This window comes from Pseudomonas sp. GL_135 (assembly GCF_057834665.1).
On record NZ_CM174408.1, the window covers coordinates 705,632 to 726,857 of the forward strand.

At 60.7% G+C, this 21,226-nt stretch carries 13 protein-coding genes; 4 read left to right on the top strand and 9 right to left on the bottom strand.

What is annotated here, in order from left to right; translation table 11 throughout:
- Window positions 1-45: 45 nt before the first annotated feature.
- The gene (locus tag AC3ISG_RS03180; RefSeq protein ID WP_489298494.1) at window positions 46-2,199 is read left to right on the top strand and encodes a type I secretion system permease/ATPase; all 2,154 of its coding nucleotides are present in this window, start codon (window positions 46-48) and stop codon (window positions 2,197-2,199) included.
- Complete coding sequence (locus tag AC3ISG_RS03185; protein ID WP_122624061.1) at window positions 2,189-3,562, top strand: HlyD family type I secretion periplasmic adaptor subunit; 1,374 nt, start codon at window positions 2,189-2,191, stop codon at window positions 3,560-3,562. Before AC3ISG_RS03180 ends, AC3ISG_RS03185 begins: the two co-directional genes overlap by 11 nt.
- Window positions 3,563-3,715: 153 nt before the next feature.
- Here AC3ISG_RS03185 and AC3ISG_RS03190 read toward each other — a convergent pair whose 3' ends face one another.
- The 3 genes from AC3ISG_RS03190 to AC3ISG_RS03200 all read right to left on the bottom strand — a co-directional run bounded on the left by AC3ISG_RS03190 (window position 3,716) and on the right by AC3ISG_RS03200 (window position 8,133).
- On the bottom strand, window positions 3,716-4,006 hold the full coding sequence (locus tag AC3ISG_RS03190; RefSeq protein WP_489298495.1) for a DUF2845 domain-containing protein: 291 nt from the start codon (window positions 4,004-4,006) through the stop codon (window positions 3,716-3,718).
- A gap of 26 nt (window positions 4,007-4,032) precedes the next feature.
- Entirely contained in the window at window positions 4,033-7,005 is a 2,973-nt protein-coding gene (locus tag AC3ISG_RS03195) for a DUF748 domain-containing protein (RefSeq protein WP_489298496.1), read from the bottom strand.
- A gap of 111 nt (window positions 7,006-7,116) precedes the next feature.
- The gene (locus AC3ISG_RS03200) at window positions 7,117-8,133 is read right to left on the bottom strand and encodes a class I SAM-dependent rRNA methyltransferase (protein ID WP_122536954.1); all 1,017 of its coding nucleotides are present in this window, start codon (window positions 8,131-8,133) and stop codon (window positions 7,117-7,119) included.
- 711 nt (window positions 8,134-8,844) lie between these two features.
- On the opposite strand from AC3ISG_RS03200, the gene mgtA reads away from it, so the two are divergent.
- Window positions 8,845-11,580 (top strand): magnesium-translocating P-type ATPase, encoded by a 2,736-nt coding sequence (gene mgtA / locus AC3ISG_RS03205; protein ID WP_489298497.1) that lies wholly within the window; start codon window positions 8,845-8,847, stop codon window positions 11,578-11,580.
- Between the two features lie 1,193 nt (window positions 11,581-12,773).
- Here the strand turns inward: mgtA and AC3ISG_RS03210 are convergent.
- Window positions 12,774-13,955: an acetyl-CoA C-acetyltransferase gene (locus AC3ISG_RS03210; RefSeq protein WP_489298498.1), complete on the bottom strand. Its 1,182-nt coding sequence runs from the start codon at window positions 13,953-13,955 to the stop codon at window positions 12,774-12,776.
- A gap of 322 nt (window positions 13,956-14,277) precedes the next feature.
- Here AC3ISG_RS03210 and AC3ISG_RS03215 point away from each other — a divergent pair, with 322 nt between their 5' ends.
- Window positions 14,278-14,847 (top strand): hypothetical protein, encoded by a 570-nt coding sequence (locus AC3ISG_RS03215; protein WP_172609776.1) that lies wholly within the window; start codon window positions 14,278-14,280, stop codon window positions 14,845-14,847.
- Between the two features lie 74 nt (window positions 14,848-14,921).
- On the opposite strand, the gene pgi is transcribed toward AC3ISG_RS03215, so the two are convergent.
- The 5 genes from pgi to AC3ISG_RS03240 all read right to left on the bottom strand — a co-directional run bounded on the left by pgi (window position 14,922) and on the right by AC3ISG_RS03240 (window position 20,676).
- Window positions 14,922-16,586: a glucose-6-phosphate isomerase gene (gene pgi / locus AC3ISG_RS03220; protein ID WP_122623114.1), complete on the bottom strand. Its 1,665-nt coding sequence runs from the start codon at window positions 16,584-16,586 to the stop codon at window positions 14,922-14,924.
- 344 nt (window positions 16,587-16,930) lie between these two features.
- Complete coding sequence (gene panC / locus AC3ISG_RS03225) at window positions 16,931-17,782, bottom strand: pantoate--beta-alanine ligase (RefSeq protein WP_489298499.1); 852 nt, start codon at window positions 17,780-17,782, stop codon at window positions 16,931-16,933.
- Window positions 17,779-18,579 carry a 3-methyl-2-oxobutanoate hydroxymethyltransferase gene (gene panB, locus AC3ISG_RS03230; protein ID WP_122536960.1) on the bottom strand — a complete coding sequence of 267 codons (801 nt, stop codon included), beginning with the start codon at window positions 18,577-18,579 and terminating at the stop codon, window positions 17,779-17,781. Before panB ends, panC begins: the two co-directional genes overlap by 4 nt.
- 210 nt (window positions 18,580-18,789) lie before the next feature.
- On the bottom strand, window positions 18,790-19,272 hold the full coding sequence (gene folK / locus AC3ISG_RS03235) for a 2-amino-4-hydroxy-6-hydroxymethyldihydropteridine diphosphokinase (protein WP_489298500.1): 483 nt from the start codon (window positions 19,270-19,272) through the stop codon (window positions 18,790-18,792).
- Window positions 19,273-19,278: 6 nt separating this feature from the next.
- The gene (locus AC3ISG_RS03240) at window positions 19,279-20,676 is read right to left on the bottom strand and encodes a polynucleotide adenylyltransferase PcnB (RefSeq protein WP_172609773.1); all 1,398 of its coding nucleotides are present in this window, start codon (window positions 20,674-20,676) and stop codon (window positions 19,279-19,281) included.
- Between the last annotated feature and the right edge of the window lie 550 nt (window positions 20,677-21,226).

Consider the following 21,226-nt stretch of genomic DNA (forward strand, 5'->3'; position numbering starts at 1 on the left):
TGACGGAGTCAGCTTCTTTTAACCGTTAAGAAAGAGAGTGTCAGCGTGGACTTGGAATTACCTTCGGCTCAATTAGGTCATGATCCACGCAGCCAGCACGACGATCCGCTACTCGACGGGCTGCTGACACTCTGTGCCCTGCATCACAAACCCGCGAGCCGGGCCATGCTGACCACCGGTCTGCCATTGCCCGACCAGCGCTTGAGCCCGGATCTGCTGCCTCGCGCCGCAGCCCGGGCCGGTTTGCAAGGGCGTCTGCTGCAACGCAAGCTCACCCAGATTCCCGAGATCGCATTGCCCGCCTTGCTGCTGCTGAAAGAAGGGCGCTCTGCCGTTCTGCTCGGTTGGGAGGGCGAATCGGCCCGCCTGCTGATCAGCGAAAGCAATGGCGGCGAAGTGCTGATCGAAACCGAAGCGCTGGCGCAGGATTACAGCGGCCGGGTTTTTTTCGCACAACCGCAACACAAATTTGACGTAACCCAGGGCTCGCTCATCCCGCGCGCTCGTTCCTGGTTCAAGGACACCCTCAAGCTGTCTCGCTGGCTTTACGTCGACGCGATCGCTGCCAGCTTCGTGATCAACCTGATCGCTCTGGCTACCCCTCTTTTCGTGATGAACGTCTACGACCGTGTCGTGCCCAACCAGGCCACCGCAACCTTGTGGGTGCTGGCGACCGGTATCTGTGGTGCGTTCCTGTTTGACCTATTGCTCAAGGGCCTGCGCAGTCTGTGCCTGGACCTGGCCGGCAAGAAAACCGACCTGATCATTTCCGCCACGCTGTTCGAGCGAATCGTCGGCATGGCGATGAAGTTTCGTCCGGCGCGGGTGGGCAGCTACGCCCAGAACATCCATGAGTTTCAGGGCATGCGTGACTTCCTCACGTCGCTGACCCTGACCAGCCTCATTGATCTGCCGTTCACGCTGATCATCCTGCTGGTGATTGCGCTGCTGGGCGGGCATCTGGTTTGGATTCCGATCATCGCCTTCCCGCTGGCGCTGAGCATCGGCCACTTCCTGCAAAAGCCGCTGACGTCCACCCTTGAGCGCACCATGGCATTGGGTGCCGAGCGTCAGTCGAGCCTGATCGAAACCCTCGCCGGCCTCGATGCGGTGAAGGTCAACAACGCCGAAAGCGAGCGTCAGTACCAGTGGGAACACACCATTGGTACGCTCAGCCGCCTGGAATTGCGCGTCAAGGTCCTTTCCGGTCTGGCCATGAACATCACGCTGCTGATTCAGCAACTGGCGGGCGTGGCAATGATCTGTTTCGGCGTTTACATGATCATGGACGGCGTCCTCAGCATGGGCGGCCTCGTGGCGTGCTACATGCTCAGCGGTCGCGCCCTCGGCCCGTTGGCGCAATTGTCCGGCCTGCTGACCCGTTATCAGCAAGCCAAAGTGACCATGGTGTCGGTCGATCAGATGATGGAGCTGCCTCAGGAACGCAATTTCGATGAGCGTCCGCTCAGCCGTCAGGTCCTGCAAGGCGCCATGGAATTCCGCAACCTTGAGTTCACTTACCCGAACCAGCAGAACCTGGCGCTGCGTAACATCAATCTGGTGATCCGCCCGGGCGAGAAGGTCGGCATCATCGGCCGTAGCGGTTCGGGCAAAAGCTCCCTGGCCAAACTGCTGGTCGGTTTGTATCAGCCGGACGAAGGCTCGCTGCTGGTGGATGGCGTCGACATTCGCCAGATCGACGTCAGCGAAGTGCGCCACAACATCGGCTACGTCGCTCAGGACATTCAACTGTTGTCGGGCACGCTGCGCGACAACCTGATTTCCGGCGCGCGCTACGTGGATGACGAAATGGTGCTGCAGGCCGCCGAACTGGCGGGCGTGCATGAGTTTGCCAGTCTGCATCCCCAGGGCTACGAGCTGCAGGTGGGTGAGCGCGGGCAGAATCTGTCCGGTGGTCAGCGGCAGAACGTCGCCCTGGCGCGGGCCTTGTTGCTCGATCCGCCGATTCTGTTGCTCGACGAACCCACCAGCGCCATGGACAACACCGGCGAAGAACGTTTGAAGCAGCGCCTGCATGGCGTTATCGAGAAAAAGACCGTGATTCTTGTGACACACCGAGCTTCGTTGCTCAGCCTGGTTGATCGCCTGATAGTCATCGACCGCGGCCAGATCGTGGCCGACGGCCCGAAAGCCGCCGTTATGGAAGCGTTGAAGAAGGGGCAGATCAGTGTTGCTTAAGTCAGGTCAAAACTCCGGTGGCGGCATCTTCGGCTACTTCAAAGGCTCGCCTTCGCTGGAAGGCCAGGCACTCCCGGAAGTCAAAAAGGCACTGGTCGACGATGCTCCGCGCATCGTGCGGCTGACCATCTGGGCGGTGATCCTGTTCTTCGTCTTCTTGCTGGTCTGGGCCAACTACGCCGTGATCGATGAAGTGACAAAGGGCGAGGGCAAGGCGATTCCGTCGACCAAGATCCAGAAGATCCAGAACCTGGAAGGCGGCATCGTCGCGCAGATCTACGCCCACGACGGCCAGATCGTCGACGCCGGCGCCCCGCTGATTCGTCTCGATGACACGCGCTTTGCGTCCAACGTCGGCGAGACCGAAGCGGATCGTCTGGCGATGCAACTGCGCGTTGAGCGTCTGAGCGCCGAGGTCGATGATCGTCCCCTGAATATCAGCGCCGAAGCGCGCAAGCTGGTGCCGAATCAGGCGTCCAACGAAGAGTCTTTGTACAAGAGCCGTCGTCAGCAACTGGTCGACGAGATCGGTGGCTTGCAGCAGCAGTTGATTCAGCGTCAGCAGGAATTGCGTGAGTTCGCCTCCAAGCAGGAGCAGTACCGCAGCAGCCTGGGGCTGTTGCGCCAGGAGATCGGCATGTCGGAGCCGTTGGTGTCTCAGGGCGCGGTGTCGCCGGTGGACATCCTGCGGCTGAAGCGTTCCGAGGTGGAAACACGCGGGCAGCTGGACGGCACTACGCTGGCGATCCCTCGGGCACAAGCGGCGATTGCCGAAGTGCAGCGCAAGATCGACGAAACCCGTGGCAAATTCCGCAGCGATGCGCTGACCCAACTGAATGAAGCGCGCACCAACCTTTCGAAAGCGCAGTCGACGGCCAAGGGCCTTGAAGACCGCGTCAACCGTACGATGGTGACATCGCCGGTGCGCGGCGTGGTCAAGCAGATGCTGGTCAATACCGTGGGCGGCGTTATTCAGCCGGGCAGCGACATTGCCGAAGTCGTCCCGCTGGATGACACCCTGTTGGTGGAAGCGCGCATTCGTCCGCAAGACATCGCCTTCCTGCACCCGGGTCAGGAAGCGATGATCAAGTTTACGGCCTATGACTACACGATCTATGGCGGGCTGAAAGGCAAGCTGGAACAGATCGGCGCCGACACCATTCAGGACGAAGAGAAGAAGAACACCTTTTACGTGATCAAACTGCGCACCGACCGCAGCCACCTTGGCACTGATGAGCACCCGCTGCTCATCATCCCCGGCATGGTCGCCTCGGTGGACATCATCACCGGCAAGAAAACCATCCTGAGCTACCTGCTCAAACCCGTGCTGAAAGCCCGCGCCGAGGCATTGCACGAGCGTTGATGGTCGTAATCTTGTAGGACCGGCTTTAGCCGGGAATGCGTCGGGTCTCACACCGGAAATCTATGGTGTTCACACTGGCCGCTTCCCGGCTGAAGCCGGTCCTACAGAAAATCAGCCAAGCCGGGTCCCGCATGAGAGCATCCGCAGGCGCCATCACCTCCCGCGTTTGCTATCGATCCTCACCAATCGCCCACCTTCGAACCTCAAATACTGGTACATCCCGTTGCTCGGGCCGTAGATCCATTCCTGGACCTGCACCTGATCCACCTGACGGTAGTGATTGACGGTTTCCTTGTAGCCGATGATGTCCTGGCTGACCGGTTGGCCGCACTTCTGCTGCACTTCAAACATTCGGTCGCCCACGCTGATCAACTGGCTGCCACAACGCAATGTATCCGCCTGAACACCGCCAACCAGCGCGGTCACACCGAGCACCAAAGCCATCCTCGTTATTGCATTCTTCAAAATCATTACTCGCTGTCGAGGTGCAGGGGGCTGATGACGCGGCCGTCTTTTTCTGGCTGGCCGAGGGTGGTGTCGACGAAATACACCCGCTCGTCTGCCAGTTGGCCCTTGTCGACCAGATAGTCCTTGATGCTTCCGGCCCGCGCCTGGCCAAGCTGACGCAGCAGCAGCGCGCTCGAACTCCAAGATTTGAGCACCGCCTCGCGCAGCTTGTTCTGACGCTCTTCCTTGCCCAGATTCACCCACTCGGCTGGCGGCTGTTGCTTCAGACGTGTGCGATAAATGCCCTCGAGCATCGGCGCTTTCTCATCAGCAGGCACGGCCAGATCGCTCGGCTGCGCAGGCACTTTGTCGCCGCGGCGCTGGAGAATCTTGTAGTACGTGCTCTGGTATTCGCGCTCCAGTCGTTGCTGGGCAATCAACGGCCCGTCGCTCGCTTCAGCGCTGGTGCCTTCAATCTCCAGACGCAACGCCGGCCGCGCTTTCAATCCTGCCGCCAGCTTGTCCAGCGAAGCCATTGCCTCAGGGCTCAACTCATCAGCCCCCGGCGCGAAGGCCACCGTGCCCAAATCCTCCGACCCGCCACCGCCGCTGATCAAGCCGCCGATGAATTTGAACGGCGCCGCCGCGGCCTTCACCACCAGATTGCGCAGGGTCTGCCAGACAATCGGCATGACGCTGAACTGCGGATTGTTGAGGTCGCCCGTTACGGGCAACTCGATGGAAATCTTGCCATCGGTGTCCTTCAGCAGGGCAATCGCCAGTTTCAACGGAAGATTCACCGCGTCCGGGCTGTCGACCTTTTCACCCAGTTGCAGCTGCTCGACGACCACTTTGTTCTCGGCCTTGAGCTGGCCCTTGGTGATCAGGTAATGCAGATCCAGATTCAGACGCCCCTTGCGAATACGGTAACCGGCGAACTTGCCGGAGTAGGGCGTCAACGTGGTCAGTTCCACGCGCTTGAAGCTGGTGGCGATGTCCAGGCTCGCCATCGGGTTGAACGGATTCAGCGCGCCCTTGATGGTCACCGGCGCATACCGATCAACCTTGCCGTTGATGTTCACCGTCGCCGGTTTGTCCTGGCGGTTATCCAGCGTGCCGATCTTGCCGTTGAGCTGCTGAACGGCGGTGGCGAAATTCGGCGTCAGGCTGAAGTCGGCGAAGTTGGCCGAGCCATTGGTGATGTTGACCTCGCCAATGCGAATGCCCATGGGCTTTTCGCTGCTGGCGGCAGCCTTGGCTTTCGGCGCGGCAGGCGCCTGATCAGCGGGCTGTGGAATCAGAAGGTCGTCGATATTGGTCGAGCGATCATCGGCGATCATGAAGCGCGCATACGGCTGATCAATGTTGACCGAGGCAATCGTCAGGCTGTCGCCCAACTGGAAATTCAGCCCGTCGACATTCAGCCGCTGCCACTTCACGAAGTCTCGCGATTTGAGCGTGTCGAGGGTGTGCAGCTGGTCAACCTGCGCCTTGCCGGTAATGCCCAGCGCCAAGGGCTCGGTGCTTTCCAGGTCCACCGCCAGATCGCTGTTGAGCATGCCGCTGCGCACTTCCAGGCGAATGAAAGGTGTGACGTAGGACTGCGCGACACGCAAGTCGATATCGCGGGTGGTGACATTAAGGTTGGCGCGAACCGGCGCCAGATTCACCTCGCCGTCTGCGGTCAGCTTGCCTTGCTTGCCCACGCCGGTGTCGAGCTTGAGTTTGAAGGGCGACTTGTTGAGGCTGTCGAAGCCGGTCAGGTCCAGATTCAACGGGCCGACGTCAATGGCGACAGGCTCTTTCGGCACTTTGTCAGCGAGATGAATGCGGTAGTCGCGCAGCTGCGTATCGCGCAGCAACACCTGCCAGGGTTTGCTCGGCGCCGCCGGCTTGGCGCTGGCCGTCGCTTCAGTGCCGGTGGCGGTGGCGGGCTGTTGCTTCTCAGCCTCGACTTTCTTGGACTGGGATTGGGTTTGGGCCTTGGACGGCTGGCTGGCGAACAATTTTTGCCAGTCCAGCTCACCGTCCGACTCCCGCGTCGCCCAGGTTTCCAGGCCTTCGCTGCGAATCTTGCCGACGTTCACCAACTGCTTGGCCAGATCGATGGACGTCTCGCTCACGCTCAGTTTTTTCAGGCGAGCCAGCGGTCGGCCGTCTGGGGCATCAATGGCAAAGGGCGCGACGCTCAGGGACGTGTTGTCCAGCAGCAGCTCGGTTTCCTTGGCCAGACTGAGTTTGTAATGGGTGTTGAAGTTGAGCACACCGTCTTTGAGCACCAGCGGCAATGCATCGCGAACGTAGGGCCACCAGACTTTCATCTTGCCGTCGGTGACTTTGAGCGTGCCTTCCGATGCGATCGGCACCAGGCTGATACGCCCGACCCAGTCGATTTGACCGCCTTCAGGCCCGGCGGCGACCAGCGTCATGTCGGCGTTGTCTTCCGGCAGCGTGCTGAGGTTTTTCAGCTCGAAATTCAGCGCGTCGTAGAGAAACTCGATGGGCTCGCTGGGGCGCATGTCCTGAAAATGCACGTAACCGTCGGCCAGCTTGATCTCGCCGATACGCAGCGGAAATGGCTTGCTTGGAGGTTCGTCGGGTTTTGCGGGTTCGCTGGTGGGCAGCTTGAACAGCCCGGCGAGGTTGAGCGCGCCGTCCTTGGCGAACAGCAGCTCGGTCTTGGGTTTATCGAGTTCGACGGCCTTGAGGTGCAAGGCCTTGGTCCACAGGCTGTCGATTTGCAGATTGGCGTAAAGCCGTGCGAAACCGATTTGCTCCTTGCCCGGCACCCCGATATTCAGGCCCCAAAGGGTGACTTCCAGGCTGTAGGGATTGAGTTCGAGGCGGTCCAGCCTGGCCGGCACTGTGCTGTAATTGGCCAGCTGTTGATTGATGATTCGCAATGCAACGCCTGGCAGGATCAGAAACCCCAGCACGCTGTAGATGGCGAAGACGGCCAGCAGGGCGCCGATGGCGCGTTTCAATCCTTTGGGCATGTAGGTCGCCGACTCTCTCGATGGGAGGTCCTTGGAGTATGGCACGCCAATCTGGTTCCGAATCCAGTCGCTTCAATCCTTGTGGGAAATTTCCTTACGCGCGTTTGAGCATCACAGCTGCAAGATCAATGTCTTGAGCGGGGGCTGTTGATCCTGTGACGGAAAGTCGGCGCCCGGGGTCAGCACCTGGCAGTCGCGTACAGGTCGGCCAATCTTGCTCGCGCAACGCAGCACTTGCTCGCGCCAGTCGTCCAGGCTGACCTTCGCCAGGTTGTTGCAGCAGATCAACACGCCATCTTCGGCGGTGGTCAGCAGCGCGGGTTTCAGCAGGCTTTGGTAATCGCGCAGCAGGTCAACCGTGCCGAAGGCGCTCTTGGCCCAGGCCGGAGGATCCAGCAGGACCAGATCATACTGGCGCTGCTCGAGGCGGACATAACTCGGCAGTTTGTGGCCGCGGCGAGAAGCGATGGGCAGCCCGGCCAGTTGGCGAATGGCCGGGAAATAATCGGACTGGACGAACTGCATCGTCGGCAGCTGCGGATTGAGCAGGCCGTTCTCGCGCCCGACGGCCAGGTTGCCCTCGGCGAAATCCAGGTTGCACACCTCGCGCGCGCCACCCGCCGCTGCGCTCAGGCCGACGCCGCAGGTATAGGCGAACAGGTTGAGCACGCTCTTGCCGGCGGCATGTTGCTTGACCCAGCCCCGGGCGTTGCGCAGGTCGAGAAACAGCAGCGGATCCTGCCCGGCATGACGGCCGCGCACCCGGTAATTCAGGCCCCATTCATGGCCGACCAGATCGGCGAGCGCTGCGTCGTCGGCTTTGTAGATCGGGTCTGTGCGGTCGACGCGCGAGTTGCCCTGAGAGCGGTCGTTGTAGACCAGCAAAAGCTCCAGACCCAGCCGTGCATTGACGGCGGTATGCAGCGCCAGCAGCGAGTCAAGGTCCAGGCTGTTGTGGAAACTCTGCACCAGCAACTGCGGGCCATAGCGGTCGACCGTCAGCCCGCTTGCGCCCTCCTGGCTGCCGTGGAACAGGCGATAGCAATCGGTGCCTTGGGCGTGCAGTTCCGCGAGCAGGGGTTGACGATTATCGAGGGCGACGCTGAGCGCCTGATTCAACGAAGACATGCTCGGCCTTAGGCAGGGATGAGGCGCGGCAGTTTAGCAGTTCGATTTCATACGGTCTGCTTTGGCCGACCTTGGCAGCACTGCAGATCTCCCTGCTACCACACCAATTGTGGGAGCGAGCTTGCTCGCGAAAGGGCCGGGACATCCGCCACATCTTTAGCGCCTGAAATGCCGTCTTCGCGAGCGAGCTCACTCCCGCAAATGCCGCCACATACCGCACCGCTGCCGCCTTTCCTGAACCTTTCCTGAACCTCCCCTGAAGACATCCGCAATAACCCTTACACCCCACGTACTGGCGATTTACTCTCATAAAACCCGGGCGTATTCTTCGCCCGTTTTCAACCAATGCGGAGACCCACAGTGGGTACTTGTTCGAGTGACAGACGTCAGCCGGTGATAACGACCGGCCAATCCTCGGCCCGATAACGCGCAGTCTTTTCACTGCCGCTATCTCGCCGACAACGTGAGAAGCGGCAGTGCCAGCGGACTCTGATCAGAGCCCGCTTCCCTGTCCTTTCCCTGACGCCCAATCCTGCGTGATGACCGACGCGTCCGTCGTTCGTCTGCGCATCGGACGCGCGTGGCATTTTTGCTGCGCGGGCCAGCCTGCGGTGCCTGCTCATCAATGAGCGCGGCGCCTGAGGCTTGCCGTACCTGCTCAAGGTTCCTGTGCTTTCAGCTCCAGCAGCCTTCAGTCCAGGGGACATAACCATGAAGTACACCCTCCTGAAAGAATTCCTCGCCGACTTCGTCCGCACTCGCAAACTCGGCCGGCACTTTCGTCGGCTGGCGACGCTCGACAGCGTGACCGACGCCACCGTCAGCCGCGAAGTGCCGCCCACCCTTGCGCAAACCCTGACCCGGGGCGCCAGCAGCGATGTGCCTGAATTGCTCGCACGCCTGTGCAGCCACGCCGACGGTCTCACCGAAACCGAAGCGCACGAGCTGCGCGAGCAACACGGCCTCAACGAAGTTGAGCACGAACAGCCGCTGCCATGGTGGGTGCACCTGTGGCACTGCTACAAAAACCCGTTCAACCTGCTGCTAACCCTGCTGGCGTTCATCTCGTGGCTCACCGAGGACATGAAAGCCGCCACGGTGATTTTCTCCATGGTCGTGCTCTCCACGCTGCTGCGTTTCTGGCAGGAGGCGCGCTCCAATCAGGCTGCCGACGCGCTGAAGGCGATGGTCAGCAACACCGCGACCGTCATGCGTCGCGCCGACAGCACGTTCGACATTGCCGATAGCGCCAGGCAAAAACGCATCGAGCTGCCGATCAAGCAACTGGTGCTAGGCGACCTCATTGTGCTGTCTGCCGGCGACATGATCCCTGCGGACTGCCGCGTGCTCAGTGCGAAGGACCTGTTCGTCAGCCAGGCCGCGATGACCGGCGAATCCATGCCGGTGGAGAAATTCGCGCGGCGTCAGGACGTCGACACAAGCAACCCGCTGGACCTGGAAAACATCCTGTTCATGGGCACCAATGTGGTGTCCGGCGCGGCGACGGGCGTCGTTCTTGCGACGGGTAACAACACCTATTTCGGCGCGCTGGCGCAGCGGGTCAGCGCCACCGACCGCGCGCCGACCTCGTTTCAGGCCGGGGTCAATAAAGTCAGCTGGCTGCTGATCCGCTTCATGTTTGTGATGGCGCCGCTGGTGCTGTTCATCAACGGCTTCACCAAGGGCGACTGGATGGAGGCGTTGCTGTTCGCGCTGTCCATCGCTGTCGGCCTGACGCCGGAAATGCTGCCGATGATCGTCACCTCGACGCTGGCCAAGGGCGCGGTGTTTCTGTCGCGCAAGAAAGTCATCGTCAAACGCCTCGACGCCATCCAGAACTTCGGCGCCATGGACGTGCTGTGCACCGACAAGACCGGCACGCTGACTCAGGACAAGATTTTTCTCGCACGCCATGTCGACGTCTGGGGCGACGAGTCCGACGACGTTCTCGAAATGGCCTACCTCAACAGCTACTACCAGACCGGCCTGAAAAATCTGCTGGACGTCGCCGTGCTGGAGCACGTCGAGATTCACCGCGAGCTGCAAGTCGGCACCGCGTTCACCAAGGTCGATGAGGTCCCGTTCGACTTCAATCGCCGGCGCATGTCGGTGGTGGTGCAACAGCAGCGCGAGCCGCATCTGCTGATCTGCAAAGGTGCGCTGGAGGAGGTGCTGAGCGTGTGCAGTCGCGTGCGCCACGGCGATGCCGAAGAAGCGCTGACGCCTGAACTGCTCGAGCGCATTCTGAACGTCACCGCCGCGTTCAACGAAGAAGGCCTGCGCGTTGTGGCGGTGGCGGCGCGCGCCATGGAAGCCGGTCGTGACACCTACGGTCTAGCTGACGAAAGCGACCTGACCCTGATCGGTTATGTGGCGTTTCTCGATCCACCGAAGGAAAGCACGGCGCCTGCACTCAAGGCGCTGGCCGAGCATGGCGTGGCGGTAAAAGTGCTCACCGGCGACAACGAGCGCGTCACCGCGAAGATCTGTCGCGAAGTCGGTCTGGAACGTCAGGGCCTGCTACTGGGCGGTGATATCGAACGGATGAGCGACGCTGAGCTGGCGGTCGCGGTCGAGACCACCAACGTGTTCGCCAAACTGACGCCTTCCCACAAGGAGCGCATCGTGCGGCTGCTAAAGGCCAACGGGCACGTGGTGGGTTTCATGGGCGACGGCATCAACGACGCGCCGGCGCTGCGCACGGCCGACATCGGTATTTCCGTGGACAGCGCGGTGGACATCGCCAAGGAAGCCGCCGATATCATTCTGCTGGAGAAGAGTCTGATGGTGCTGGAGGAGGGCGTGCTGGAGGGGCGCCGGACTTTCGCCAACATGCTCAAGTACATCAAGATGACGGCCAGCTCGAACTTCGGCAACGTGTTCTCGGTGCTGGTCGCCAGTGCGTTCATTCCGTTTCTGCCGATGCTGCCGATGCACCTGCTGGTGCAGAACCTGCTGTACGACATTTCTCAGATCGCTATTCCATTCGATAACGTCGATGAGGAATTGCTGAAAAAACCTCAGCGCTGGCAGCCCGCAGATGTAGGACGCTTCATGCTGTTCTTCGGGCCGATCAGCTCGATCTTCGACATCACCACGTTCGCGGTCATGTGGTACGTGTTCGGCGCCAACACGCCTGAGCATCAGACGCTGTTTCAGTCGGGGTGGTTTGTCGTGGGCCTGCTGACGCAGACGCTGATCGTGCACATGATCCGCACGCCGAAAATCCCTTTCCTGCAAAGCCGCGCGGCAATGCCGTTGATGGTGATGACCGGAGTGATCATGGCCGTGGGCATCTTCCTGCCGATGGGCCCGCTGGCGCACTACTTCAAACTCCAGGCGCTGCCCCCGCTGTACTTCGCCATCCTGCCGCTGATCCTGATCGGATACGTGGCGTTGACCCAGGCGGTGAAGGGCTTCTATGTGCGCAAGTTTGGGTGGCAATGATTGCAGGTGACGCCGGTCCCACTGACTGACCACGTGCTTTTAGTGGGACTGGCTTTAGCCGGGAAGGCGTCGGACGTCACACCGCGAAACTGGGGTGTTCGCACCGGCTCTTCCCGGCTGAAGCCTGTCCCACTGACTGACCGCGTGCTTTTAGTGGGACTGGCTTTAGCCGGGAAGGCGTCAGTGGTCACACCGCGAATTCAGGGTGTTCGCACCGGCCTGTTGCCGGCTGAAGCCGGTCCCACTGACTGACCGCGTGCTTTTGTGGGACAGGCTTTAGCCGGGAAGGCGTCAGTGGTCACACCGCGAATTCAGGGTGTTCGCACCGGTCTCTTCCCGGCTGAAGCCGGTCCCACTGACTGACCGCGTGCTTTTGTGGGACAGGCTTTAGCCGGGAAGGCGTCAGTGGTCACACTGCGAATTCAGGGTGTTCGCACCGGTCTCTTCCCGGCTGAAGCCGGTCCCACTGACTGACCGCGTGTTTTTAGTGGGACTGGCTTTAGCCGGGAAGGCGTCGGACGTCACACCGCGAAACTGGGGTGTTCGCACCGGCTCTTCCCGGCTGAAGCCGGTCCCACTGACTGACCGCGTGCTTTTAGTGGGACCGGCTTTAGCCGGGAAGGCGTCAGTGGTCACACCGCGAATTCAGGGTGTTCGCACCGGTCTCTTCCCGGCTGAAGCCGGTCCCACTGACTGACCGCGTGCTTTTGTGGGACAGGCTTGAGCCGGGAAGGCGTCAGTGGTCACACCGCGAATTCAGGGTGTTCGCACCGGTCTCTTCCCGGCTGAAGCCGGTCCCACTGACTGACCGCGTGCTTTTGTGGGACAGGCTTTAGCCGGGAAGGCGTCAGTGGTCACACCGCGAAACTGGGGTGTTCGTACCGGCCTCTTCCCGGCTGAAGCCTGTCCCACTGACTGACCACGTGCTTTTAGTGGGACTGGCTTTAGCCGGGAAGGCGTCAGTGGTCACACCGCGAAATTCAGGGTGTTCGCACCGGCCTGTTGCCGGCTGAAGCCGGTCCCACTGACTGACCGCGTGCTTTTGTGGGACAGGCTTTAGCCGGGAAGGCGTCAGTGGTCACACCGCGAAACTGGGGTGTTCGCACCGGCCTCTTCCCGGCTGAAGCCGGTCGCGCTGAGTGGCCGCGTGCTTTCAGTGGGACTAGTCCTACACCTGCGTCTCGGCCAGGCCCTTATGACCGGGCCAATGCCAGCGCCACGCCTTGTCCGCCACCAATGCACAGCGTCGCCAATCCCTTCTTCGCGTCGCGTTTGATCATTTCGTGGAGCAGGGTCACCAGCACGCGGCAGCCCGACGCGCCGATCGGGTGGCCGATGGCGATAGCGCCGCCGTTTACGTTGACCTTGTCCATGTCCCAGCCCAGCTCTTTGCCAACTGACAAGGACTGTGCGGCGAAGGCTTCGTTGGCTTCGATCAAATCCAGCGCCTCCAGCGACCAACCCGCCTTGTCCAGACAGCGGCGGGTGGCGCTCACCGGGCCGATGCCCATGATTGCCGGGTCTACGCCGGCATTCGCGTAAGCGGCAATCCGCGCCAGAACTGGCAAGCCCAGTTCTTCTGCTTTCCGGGCACTCATCAGAATGACCGCGGCCGCGCCGTCGTTCAACGATGACGCATTACCTGCCGTGACCGAGCCGTCCTTTTTGAAGGCTGGCTTGAGCTTGCCCAGGGATTCAGCGGTGGTGCCCGAACGCGGCTGCTCATCAGTGGCGAAAGACAGCGGGTCGCCCTTGCGCTGGGGAATCAGGATCGGGGTGATTTCATCCACGAAGCGCCCGGCCTCGATGGCAGCGGCGGCTTTCTGTTGCGACGCCGCCGCAAATGCATCCTGTGCCTCACGGCTGATGGCGTATTTATCGGCCAGGTTCTCGGCCGTGATGCCCATGTGGTAATCGTTGAACGCATCCCACAGGCCATCGCTGATCATCGTGTCGACCATCGTCGCATGGCCCATGCGTAAGCCGGTTCGCGCGCCCGGCATCACATAGTTGGACAGGCTCATGCTTTCCTGGCCGCCAGCAATGATCACCTCAGCATCGCCGCAACGAATCGCCTGCGTGCCCAGATGCAGCGCCTTGAGGCCCGAGCCGCAGACCTTGTTCAGCGTCATGGCCGGCACTGTGAACGGCAAACCCGCCTTGATCGCCGCCTGGCGTGCAGGGTTCTGGCCTGCGCCCGCGGTGAGCACCTGACCCATGATCACCTCATCGACCAGCGCATTGTCCAGACCCGTCTGTGCCAGCAGTTGACGGATGACGGCAGCGCCGAGATCCACTGCGGGAATATTCGCCAAAGAACCCTGGAAACTGCCCACCGCGGTGCGGGTAGCGGCAACGATTACAACGTCTTGCATGGTGCGAATCCTCAGTGGTGTAGGACATGGCGCCGGACCGGATGTAAAGAGGTTGAACAGAGAGGGCAGGCAGCCGCATCAAGGGGAAGCATGGTTGCATGAATGACGATGATAATTTAAGCCCTTTGTCGCCTGAACCCCATCCCAACGGTGCGCAGGCCACCGCCATCCCGCGACCGATTGCGGATCCTTCCTACAGAAACATATGACAGGGTATGTCGCTAGTTCCCACGCAAATCCGGGAAGGGGCTGATTTTCGTTGAAGGTGAAGGCAGTGACAATCGCCGGCCATTTCAGCGTCCACGTCCCAGGAGACCCTCTTTTGCCTAACAACAATCATGGCGATCAAAGCGGCGACAACAGCCTGAACGTAGGCGTCGGCGATTTCCGTGGCGCCAACGTAAACATCAGTCACAACGAGCGTTCCACGTTCACCCCTGAGCAATTGCACATTAAGCGCCATTCGGCATTTGGCGGCCGAAGCGTCGACAGCAGCAACGTCTCTGTCTTTGGAGGCATCACGGGTGTCGCCAGTCTGATCGGGCTGTACTTCACCCTGTTCCAGCCGCCATTGGGCGGGCAGAGCTCGTGGTCAACGTTCTTCATGTTTTCATTCATCGTTGCCGTCATGGCCGTTGCCATGTCAGCCGTGCTGCGTCGACGCAAATTCGAGCATTTCTTCGGCTCGCGGCACTATATCGAAATCAGCCAGGCTGGACGGCTGCGGGTGAATCGCCTCACCGCGCAATGCCCCTGGTGTGGCTCATTGATGCATCTGCGCCGCGTCGGCCCCAAGGAAGGGGCGCGTGACGACCAATTCATCTGCGTGCGCAATCCGGCGCAGCACACCATTCAGCTTGATCCGACGGTGCTTCCCGACATAGAAGACTGAAGAGCCTGAATGCACGAAACCCGCTGCCTCGTGGGAGAGGGCAGCGGGTTTCGCGTGTGTTGCAGAAAGGCAGATCAGCCGCGGTGACGACCGCGGAAATAGTTGATCAGGCCTTGAGTCGAAGCGTCTTCAGCAATCGTTTCGTCGGTGCCGACGAGGCGGCTGTAAACGCCTTTCCCCAGCTCTTTCCCCAGCTCAACACCCCATTGGTCGAAGGCATTCGTGCCCCAGACCACGCTTTGCACGAACACCTTGTGCTCGTACATCGCGACCAGTGCGCCCAGGCGGCGAGGGCTTATGCGCTCCACGACAATGGTGTTGCTCGGACGATTGCCCGGAATGACCTTGTGCGGCGCGACACGCTGCACTTCCTCTTCCGGTACGCCCTTGGCGCGCAGTTCGGCTTCCGCTTCGGGGCGGGTTTTACCCTGCATCAACGCCTGGCTCTGGGACAGGCAGTTGGCGTACAGCCACTGGTGGTGGTCGGACACCGGGTTGAAGCTGACGATCGGCACGATGAAGTCGGCCGGGATCATTTGCGTGCCTTGGTGCAGCAACTGGTGGTAAGCATGCTGACCGTTCGCGCCAACGCCACCCCAGATGACCGGGCCCGTGTCGGTTTTGACGGGCACGCCGTCCTGGCGAACGCTCTTGCCGTTGGATTCCATGTCCAACTGCTGCAAGTGCTTGGTGATGTTGCGCAGGTAGTGGTCGTACGGCAGGATCGCGTGACTTTGCGCGCCCCAGAAGTTGCCATACCAGATACCCAGCAAGCCCAGCAGCACCGGCATGTTCTCTTCGAACTCGGCGTTCTGGAAGTGCTGATCCATGGTGTAGGCGCCGGACAGCAGCTCCTTGAAGTTCGACATGCCGATCGCCAGCGCAATCGGCAGGCCGATGGCCGACCACAGCGAATAGCGGCCACCGACCCAGTCCCACATCGGGAAGATGTTTTCTTCACGAATCCCAAACGCAACCGCCGCGGCGTTGTTGCTCGACACGGCGATGAAGTGGCGATACAGCTCGGCTTCGGACCCGCCCTGGGCGAGGTACCAGGCGCGGGCAGCGGTGGCGTTCTTCAGGGTTTCAAGGGTGGTGAACGTCTTCGACGAAACAATGAACAGCGTGGTTTCGGCGCGCAGCTTCTGAGTCAGCTCGTGCAGCTCGGTGCCGTCGATGTTCGCCAGGTAATGGCAACGAACGCCTTTCTGTGCGTAGGACAGCAGCGCCTCGGACACCAGCTCAGGACCGAGGAACGAGCCGCCGATGCCGATATTGACCACATCGGTGATCGGCTTTTCGGTGTAGCCGCGCCACAGACCGTCGTGGATGCGCCCGACCAGATCAGTAATCTGGTTCAGCACCTTGTGCACTTCCGGCATCACGTTGACGCCGTTGACCAACAGCTTGTCGCCCACAGGGCGACGCAGCGCGGTGTGCAGCGCAGGGCGGCCTTCCGAAGCGTTGACCAGTTCGCCGTCGTACTGCGCCTTGATGGCTTCTTTCAAACCGACTTCATTGGCCAGGTTGACCAGCAACTGGCGGGTCTCGGCGGTAATGAGGTTCTTCGAGTAGTCGAGAAACAGACCGGCACTGCTGAGCGTGAATTCATCGAAACGCTTCGGGTCTGCGTTGAACGCGTCGCGCATGCTGAAATTCTGCATCGCTTCGCGGTGATCGTTGAGCGCCTGCCAGGCGGGCAGGGTAGTGACGTCATGAGGAGTGCGGTAGTACGCCATCGCTGCGGGTTTCCTTGTACTTGAACTGCCTTTTGGACACTGAAAAGCAGGATTGGACATGAATTCGTGGGCGGATCAGAGACTAGTCCCCGGAAACGCCGATGTCTGCGCCCTGCTTTACCTTTGCTCGGTACTTTTTCTCACAGAGTAGAGCTGCTGGTCTGACACGAACTGTATCGGTATGGCATTGCGGGTGTGGCTAAGTTCATCGCCAGCACCCTGCGAAGGCCAGGCCTGCGCTGCGCAATCGGTTTCGCGCCCTGAGCATAGGCGCAGATGGTCATCCGATCACGTGACTTTTGCTTTAAACGAGACCCGGCGCATCCATCAGCCGGGTGGGCAGGTTATTCCTTGACCAGATGCAGGTTGTCGATCAGGCGCGTCTTGCCCATGAACGCCGCGCCCAGCACCACCAGATCACGATCATCCGGGGTCGCAGGCCGCAGGCTCACTGCATGGCGAATCTCCAGGTAATCAGGCCGGAAGCCCGCTGCTTCGAGGTCTTTCACACCATCGCTGATCAGCTGCTGATGATCCTGCTCGCCATTCTGCAATGCCGTGCCGATCCGTTTGATCACGCGGTACAACGCCGGCGCTGCAGCGCGCTGGTCATCAGTCAGGTAGCCATTGCGCGACGACAGGGCCAGGCCATCGGCGGCACGCACGGTGGGCTCGCCGATGATTTGAATGGGCATGTTCAGGTCGCGCACCAGTGCGTTGACGACGGCCAGTTGCTGGAAATCCTTCTGACCAAAAATCGCGATGTCCGGCTGCACCATGTTGAACAGCTTGCTGACCACCGTCGATACGCCGTCGAAGTGACCAGGACGGCTGCCGCCACACAGACCTTCGGACACCACCGGGACGCGCACGATGGTCTGGTCAGCCATGCCATGGGGATACATTTCTTCGACCGTCGGCGTAAACAGCAAGTGGCAACCGGCCTGAAGCAATTGCTCCTGATCGGCAGCCAGAGTACGGGGATACGACGCCAGGTCTTCGTTGGGACCAAACTGCAGCGGGTTGACGAAGATGCTGGCGATTACAAAATCAGCGCGTTGAACGGCTTTGGTGACCAACGCGATATGGCCGCTGTGCAGGTTGCCCATGGTGGGCACCAGGGCGATGCGTTTGCCTTCGCTGCGAGCGCGAGCGACGACGGCGCGCAGTTCGCGAACGGTTTTAACTGTGTTCATGCCGAGAATCCGTGTTCTGGAGCGGGGAAGCTGACGTCCTTGACCGCGCTAACGTAAGCGGCGATCGCCGACTGAATGTCCGGCTGACCGGCCATGAAATTCTTCACGAACTTGGGCACGCGGCCGGTAATCGATAGCCCAAGCATGTCATGGAGCACCAGCACCTGACCGTCGGTGGCGCTGCCGGCGCCGATACCGATTACCGGAATCTTCACGGCGTGGGTGATTTCCTGGGCCAGTTCGCTCGGCACGCATTCCAGCAGAATCATCGCGGCGCCGGCCTGCTCAAGGGTAATCGCGTCGGCCCGCATCTGCCGCGCCTGCGACTCCTGACGCCCCTGCACTTTATAGCCGCCCAACACGTTGACCGCCTGAGGCGTCAAACCCATGTGTGCACAGACGGGCACGCCGCGTTCGGCGAGCAGCCGGATCGAGTCGGCGAGCCACGCTGCGCCTTCGATCTTGACCATGTGTGCGCCTGCCTGCATCAGCGTGGCGCTGTTGGCGAAGGTCTGCTCGGGCGTGGCGTAGGACATGAACGGCAAATCCACCAGAATCAGCGCGCCCTGATTGCCGCGTTTGACGCCGGCCACGTGGTACGCCATTTCAGCGGTGGTGACGGGCAGCGTGCTGTCGTGGCCTTGAAGGACCATGCCCAGCGAGTCGCCGACCAGCAGCACTTCCACACCGGCCTGGCTGGCGGTGTGGGCAAAAGTCGCGTCGTAGCAGGTCAGCATGGTGATTTTTTCACCTTTCTGCTTCAGGGCCAGCAGGGACGTAACGGTGATATCGGGCATGGAAAGTCCTCATTCAGGCGCTGTGAATACTGCGGCGAGCAACGCGTGATTCATCTTGGGAGGCAGGCACATCGTCGTTTCGCGATGTTTGCAACGGCCTGATCCGCGCCTTGTGGCCGGTCGTCCGGCTTTGGGACGCTTATCTTCGTGAGGAGGGGGCGGGAAGTCAATTCCGGGTGTTGCCGGTTTCAACGTGCCTGCAGAGCGGCGTCAGTTCGCCAATCGTTCCAGGCCTTCGAACGGGCATCGGGCCAGCAAATCATTCAGCGCGCGGCCATCTGCGAGGGTGATCCCCGGCGCCAGTTCGGCCAGTGGGTACAGCACAAACGCGCGCTCCTGGATCTGGTAATGCGGCACCTTCAGGCGCGGCTCATCGATGAGGCGATCGCCGAACAGCAAGATGTCGAGGTCCAGCGTGCGCGGCCCCCAGCGTTCGAGGCGCTCGCGGCCCTGATCGTTTTCGATGCCTTGCAAGGCATCGAGCAGTGCCAGCGGGGGGAGCGAGGTATCGAGCGCAGCGACTGCATTGGTGTAACGCGGCTGACCCGGCAACAGCGAGTCGCTGACATAAAAAGAGGAAACGCCTGACAGGCTGCTCTGCGGCAACAGGCCCATAGCCTTGATCGCTTCGCGCAACTGTTCGGCGGGGTCGGCCAGGTTGCTACCCAGGCCGACGTAAACGCGCTCGATCATTGGCTGTTATTCCGCCCCGTCGACGCCGGCGCGTTTGCGCTTGCCGCTGCTGCTGCGACGACGTTTACGCGGGCCCTGGCCGGTGGCGTCGGGCTTGCTGCCCAGGTCACGAATCATGTCACGGCGTCCGGAATCGTTGGCGTCCTGATAATCCGTCCACCATTCACCCAGGCCGTCGGTTTCTTCGCCAGCCAATTCGCGCAGCAGAAGGAAGTCATAGCCGGCACGGAAGCGCGGGTTTTCCAGCAGCAGATCGGCGCGTTTGCCCGAGCGGCGCGGCAGACGTTCCTGCATGTCCCAGATTTCGCGGATCGGCATGGTGAAGCGTTTCGGGATTGCAATCCGCTGGCACTGTTCGGTGATCAGTTCGTGAGCCGCTTCCTGCATGGCCGGAATCGGCGGCATGCCGCGCTCTTGCAGACGCAGCACACGGGCGGGCAGGGCAGGCCACAACAATGCGGCAAACAGGAACGCCGGCGTGACCGGCTTGTTCTGCTTGATGCGCAGATCGGTGTTGGCCAACGCTTCGCTGATCAGCGTGTGGGTGTAGGTCGGGTTGTATTCCAGTGCTTTGGAACTGGCCGGGAACAGCGGCTCGAACAGTTCGAGATCGACGAGCATCTCGAACGTCGCCTCGGCGTAACCCGAGAGGAACAGCTTCAGCACTTCTTCAAACAGGCGCGCCGACGGGATGTCGCGCAGCATCGGCGCTAAAGGGCGAATCGGCGTGGCGCTGTGCTTCTCGATACCGAAATCCAGCTTGGCGGCGAAACGCACGGCCCGCAGCATGCGCACCGGGTCTTCCTTGTAACGCTGCTGTGGATCACCGATCAGGCGAATCAGGCGATTGCGGATGTCGTGTACGCCGTTGGCATAATCGAGAACGCGCTCGGTGACCGGATCGTAATACAGGGCATTGATCGTGAAGTCGCGACGCTGTGCATCGTCTTCAAGGGTGCCGTAAACGTTGTCACGCAGAATGCGCCCGCTCTCGTTGCGCGAAGACTGGTTGCTGTCTTCGTCTTCGTCGTCGATTGGATGATTGGCGCGGAAGGTCGCGACTTCAATGATTTCACGGCCGAAATGGATGTGAACCAGCTTGAAGCGGCGGCCGATGATACGGGCGTTGCGAAACTCGGCGCGGATCTGCTCGGGCGTGGCGCTGGTGGCGACGTCGAAATCCTTAGGCGTGATGCCGAGCATCATGTCTCGGACGCAACCGCCCACCAGATAGGCCTGGTAGCCGGCGGTCTGCAGGCGCTCGACGATGTTCACCGCATAGCGGCTGAATTGATTGCGTTGCAACGAGTGCTGGCTGCTACTGAGCACCTCAGGCGTTGTGCGCACGTGTTGCTGCGGCTTGCGCAGTGGGGAACGGAATGACTGGAACAGCTTCTTCAGCATGGGAGGCACTGTTTGAAGGAATATTCGGCCAATTTCGAAGAGTGACCGCACGATGGGCGGGGATTCTAGCATTTAGTCGGGGGATGGTGTAGGAGGCAGCGCGATGGGTGCGTTCGGGTATTGAATGCGCTGCGTGGCGCGGGTGTCGAGCGGGAGGGGTTTAGTGCGGATGCTACTGGGGGAGCCGAAGCTCCCCCAAAGTGCGTGCTCTTATTTTTATTGTCTGATGGGCTTTTTATTTTTGTTGACCGCCCAATTCACGGCTTTCGCCTGTGAAACCTCCCAATCGGGAGTCAAGAGCAAACGGATTGCTTTGGTCGCTGTGCGGCAGTGATCTATCGATCCAACCAGTTCAGGCTCTACCTAAGGGCAGTTTTTGTTGTTCTCGGCCTGGTTGCGGGACAAGTCCCAAATGCAACGCCTCTCCAAAAGAATCAGTTAGCTGCGCCTCCGCCGTGTTGTTCTTGTTATGCGTGAGTCGATTCGTCTTGTTTTTATTATGTTGATGTTTCGGGTGACTGATTTTTGTTGTTCTTGTACGAATACCTAT

Excerpts from the sequence above, each read along its gene's own strand:
- AC3ISG_RS03190 (WP_489298495.1), bottom strand. The coding sequence starts at position 4,006 with ATGGCTTTGGTGCTCGGTGTGACCGCGCTGGTTGGCGGTGTTCAGGCG.
- AC3ISG_RS03195 (WP_489298496.1), bottom strand. The coding sequence starts at position 7,005 with ATGCCCAAAGGATTGAAACGCGCCATCGGCGCCCTGCTGGCCGTCTTC.
- AC3ISG_RS03200 (WP_122536954.1), bottom strand. The coding sequence starts at position 8,133 with ATGTCTTCGTTGAATCAGGCGCTCAGCGTCGCCCTCGATAATCGTCAA.
- mgtA (WP_489298497.1), top strand. The coding sequence starts at position 8,845 with ATGAAGTACACCCTCCTGAAAGAATTCCTCGCCGACTTCGTCCGCACT.
- AC3ISG_RS03210 (WP_489298498.1), bottom strand. The coding sequence starts at position 13,955 with ATGCAAGACGTTGTAATCGTTGCCGCTACCCGCACCGCGGTGGGCAGT.
- pgi (WP_122623114.1), bottom strand. The coding sequence starts at position 16,586 with ATGGCGTACTACCGCACTCCTCATGACGTCACTACCCTGCCCGCCTGG.
- panC (WP_489298499.1), bottom strand. The coding sequence starts at position 17,782 with ATGAACACAGTTAAAACCGTTCGCGAACTGCGCGCCGTCGTCGCTCGC.
- panB (WP_122536960.1), bottom strand. The coding sequence starts at position 18,579 with ATGCCCGATATCACCGTTACGTCCCTGCTGGCCCTGAAGCAGAAAGGT.
- folK (WP_489298500.1), bottom strand. The coding sequence starts at position 19,272 with ATGATCGAGCGCGTTTACGTCGGCCTGGGTAGCAACCTGGCCGACCCC.
- AC3ISG_RS03240 (WP_172609773.1), bottom strand. The coding sequence starts at position 20,676 with ATGCTGAAGAAGCTGTTCCAGTCATTCCGTTCCCCACTGCGCAAGCCG.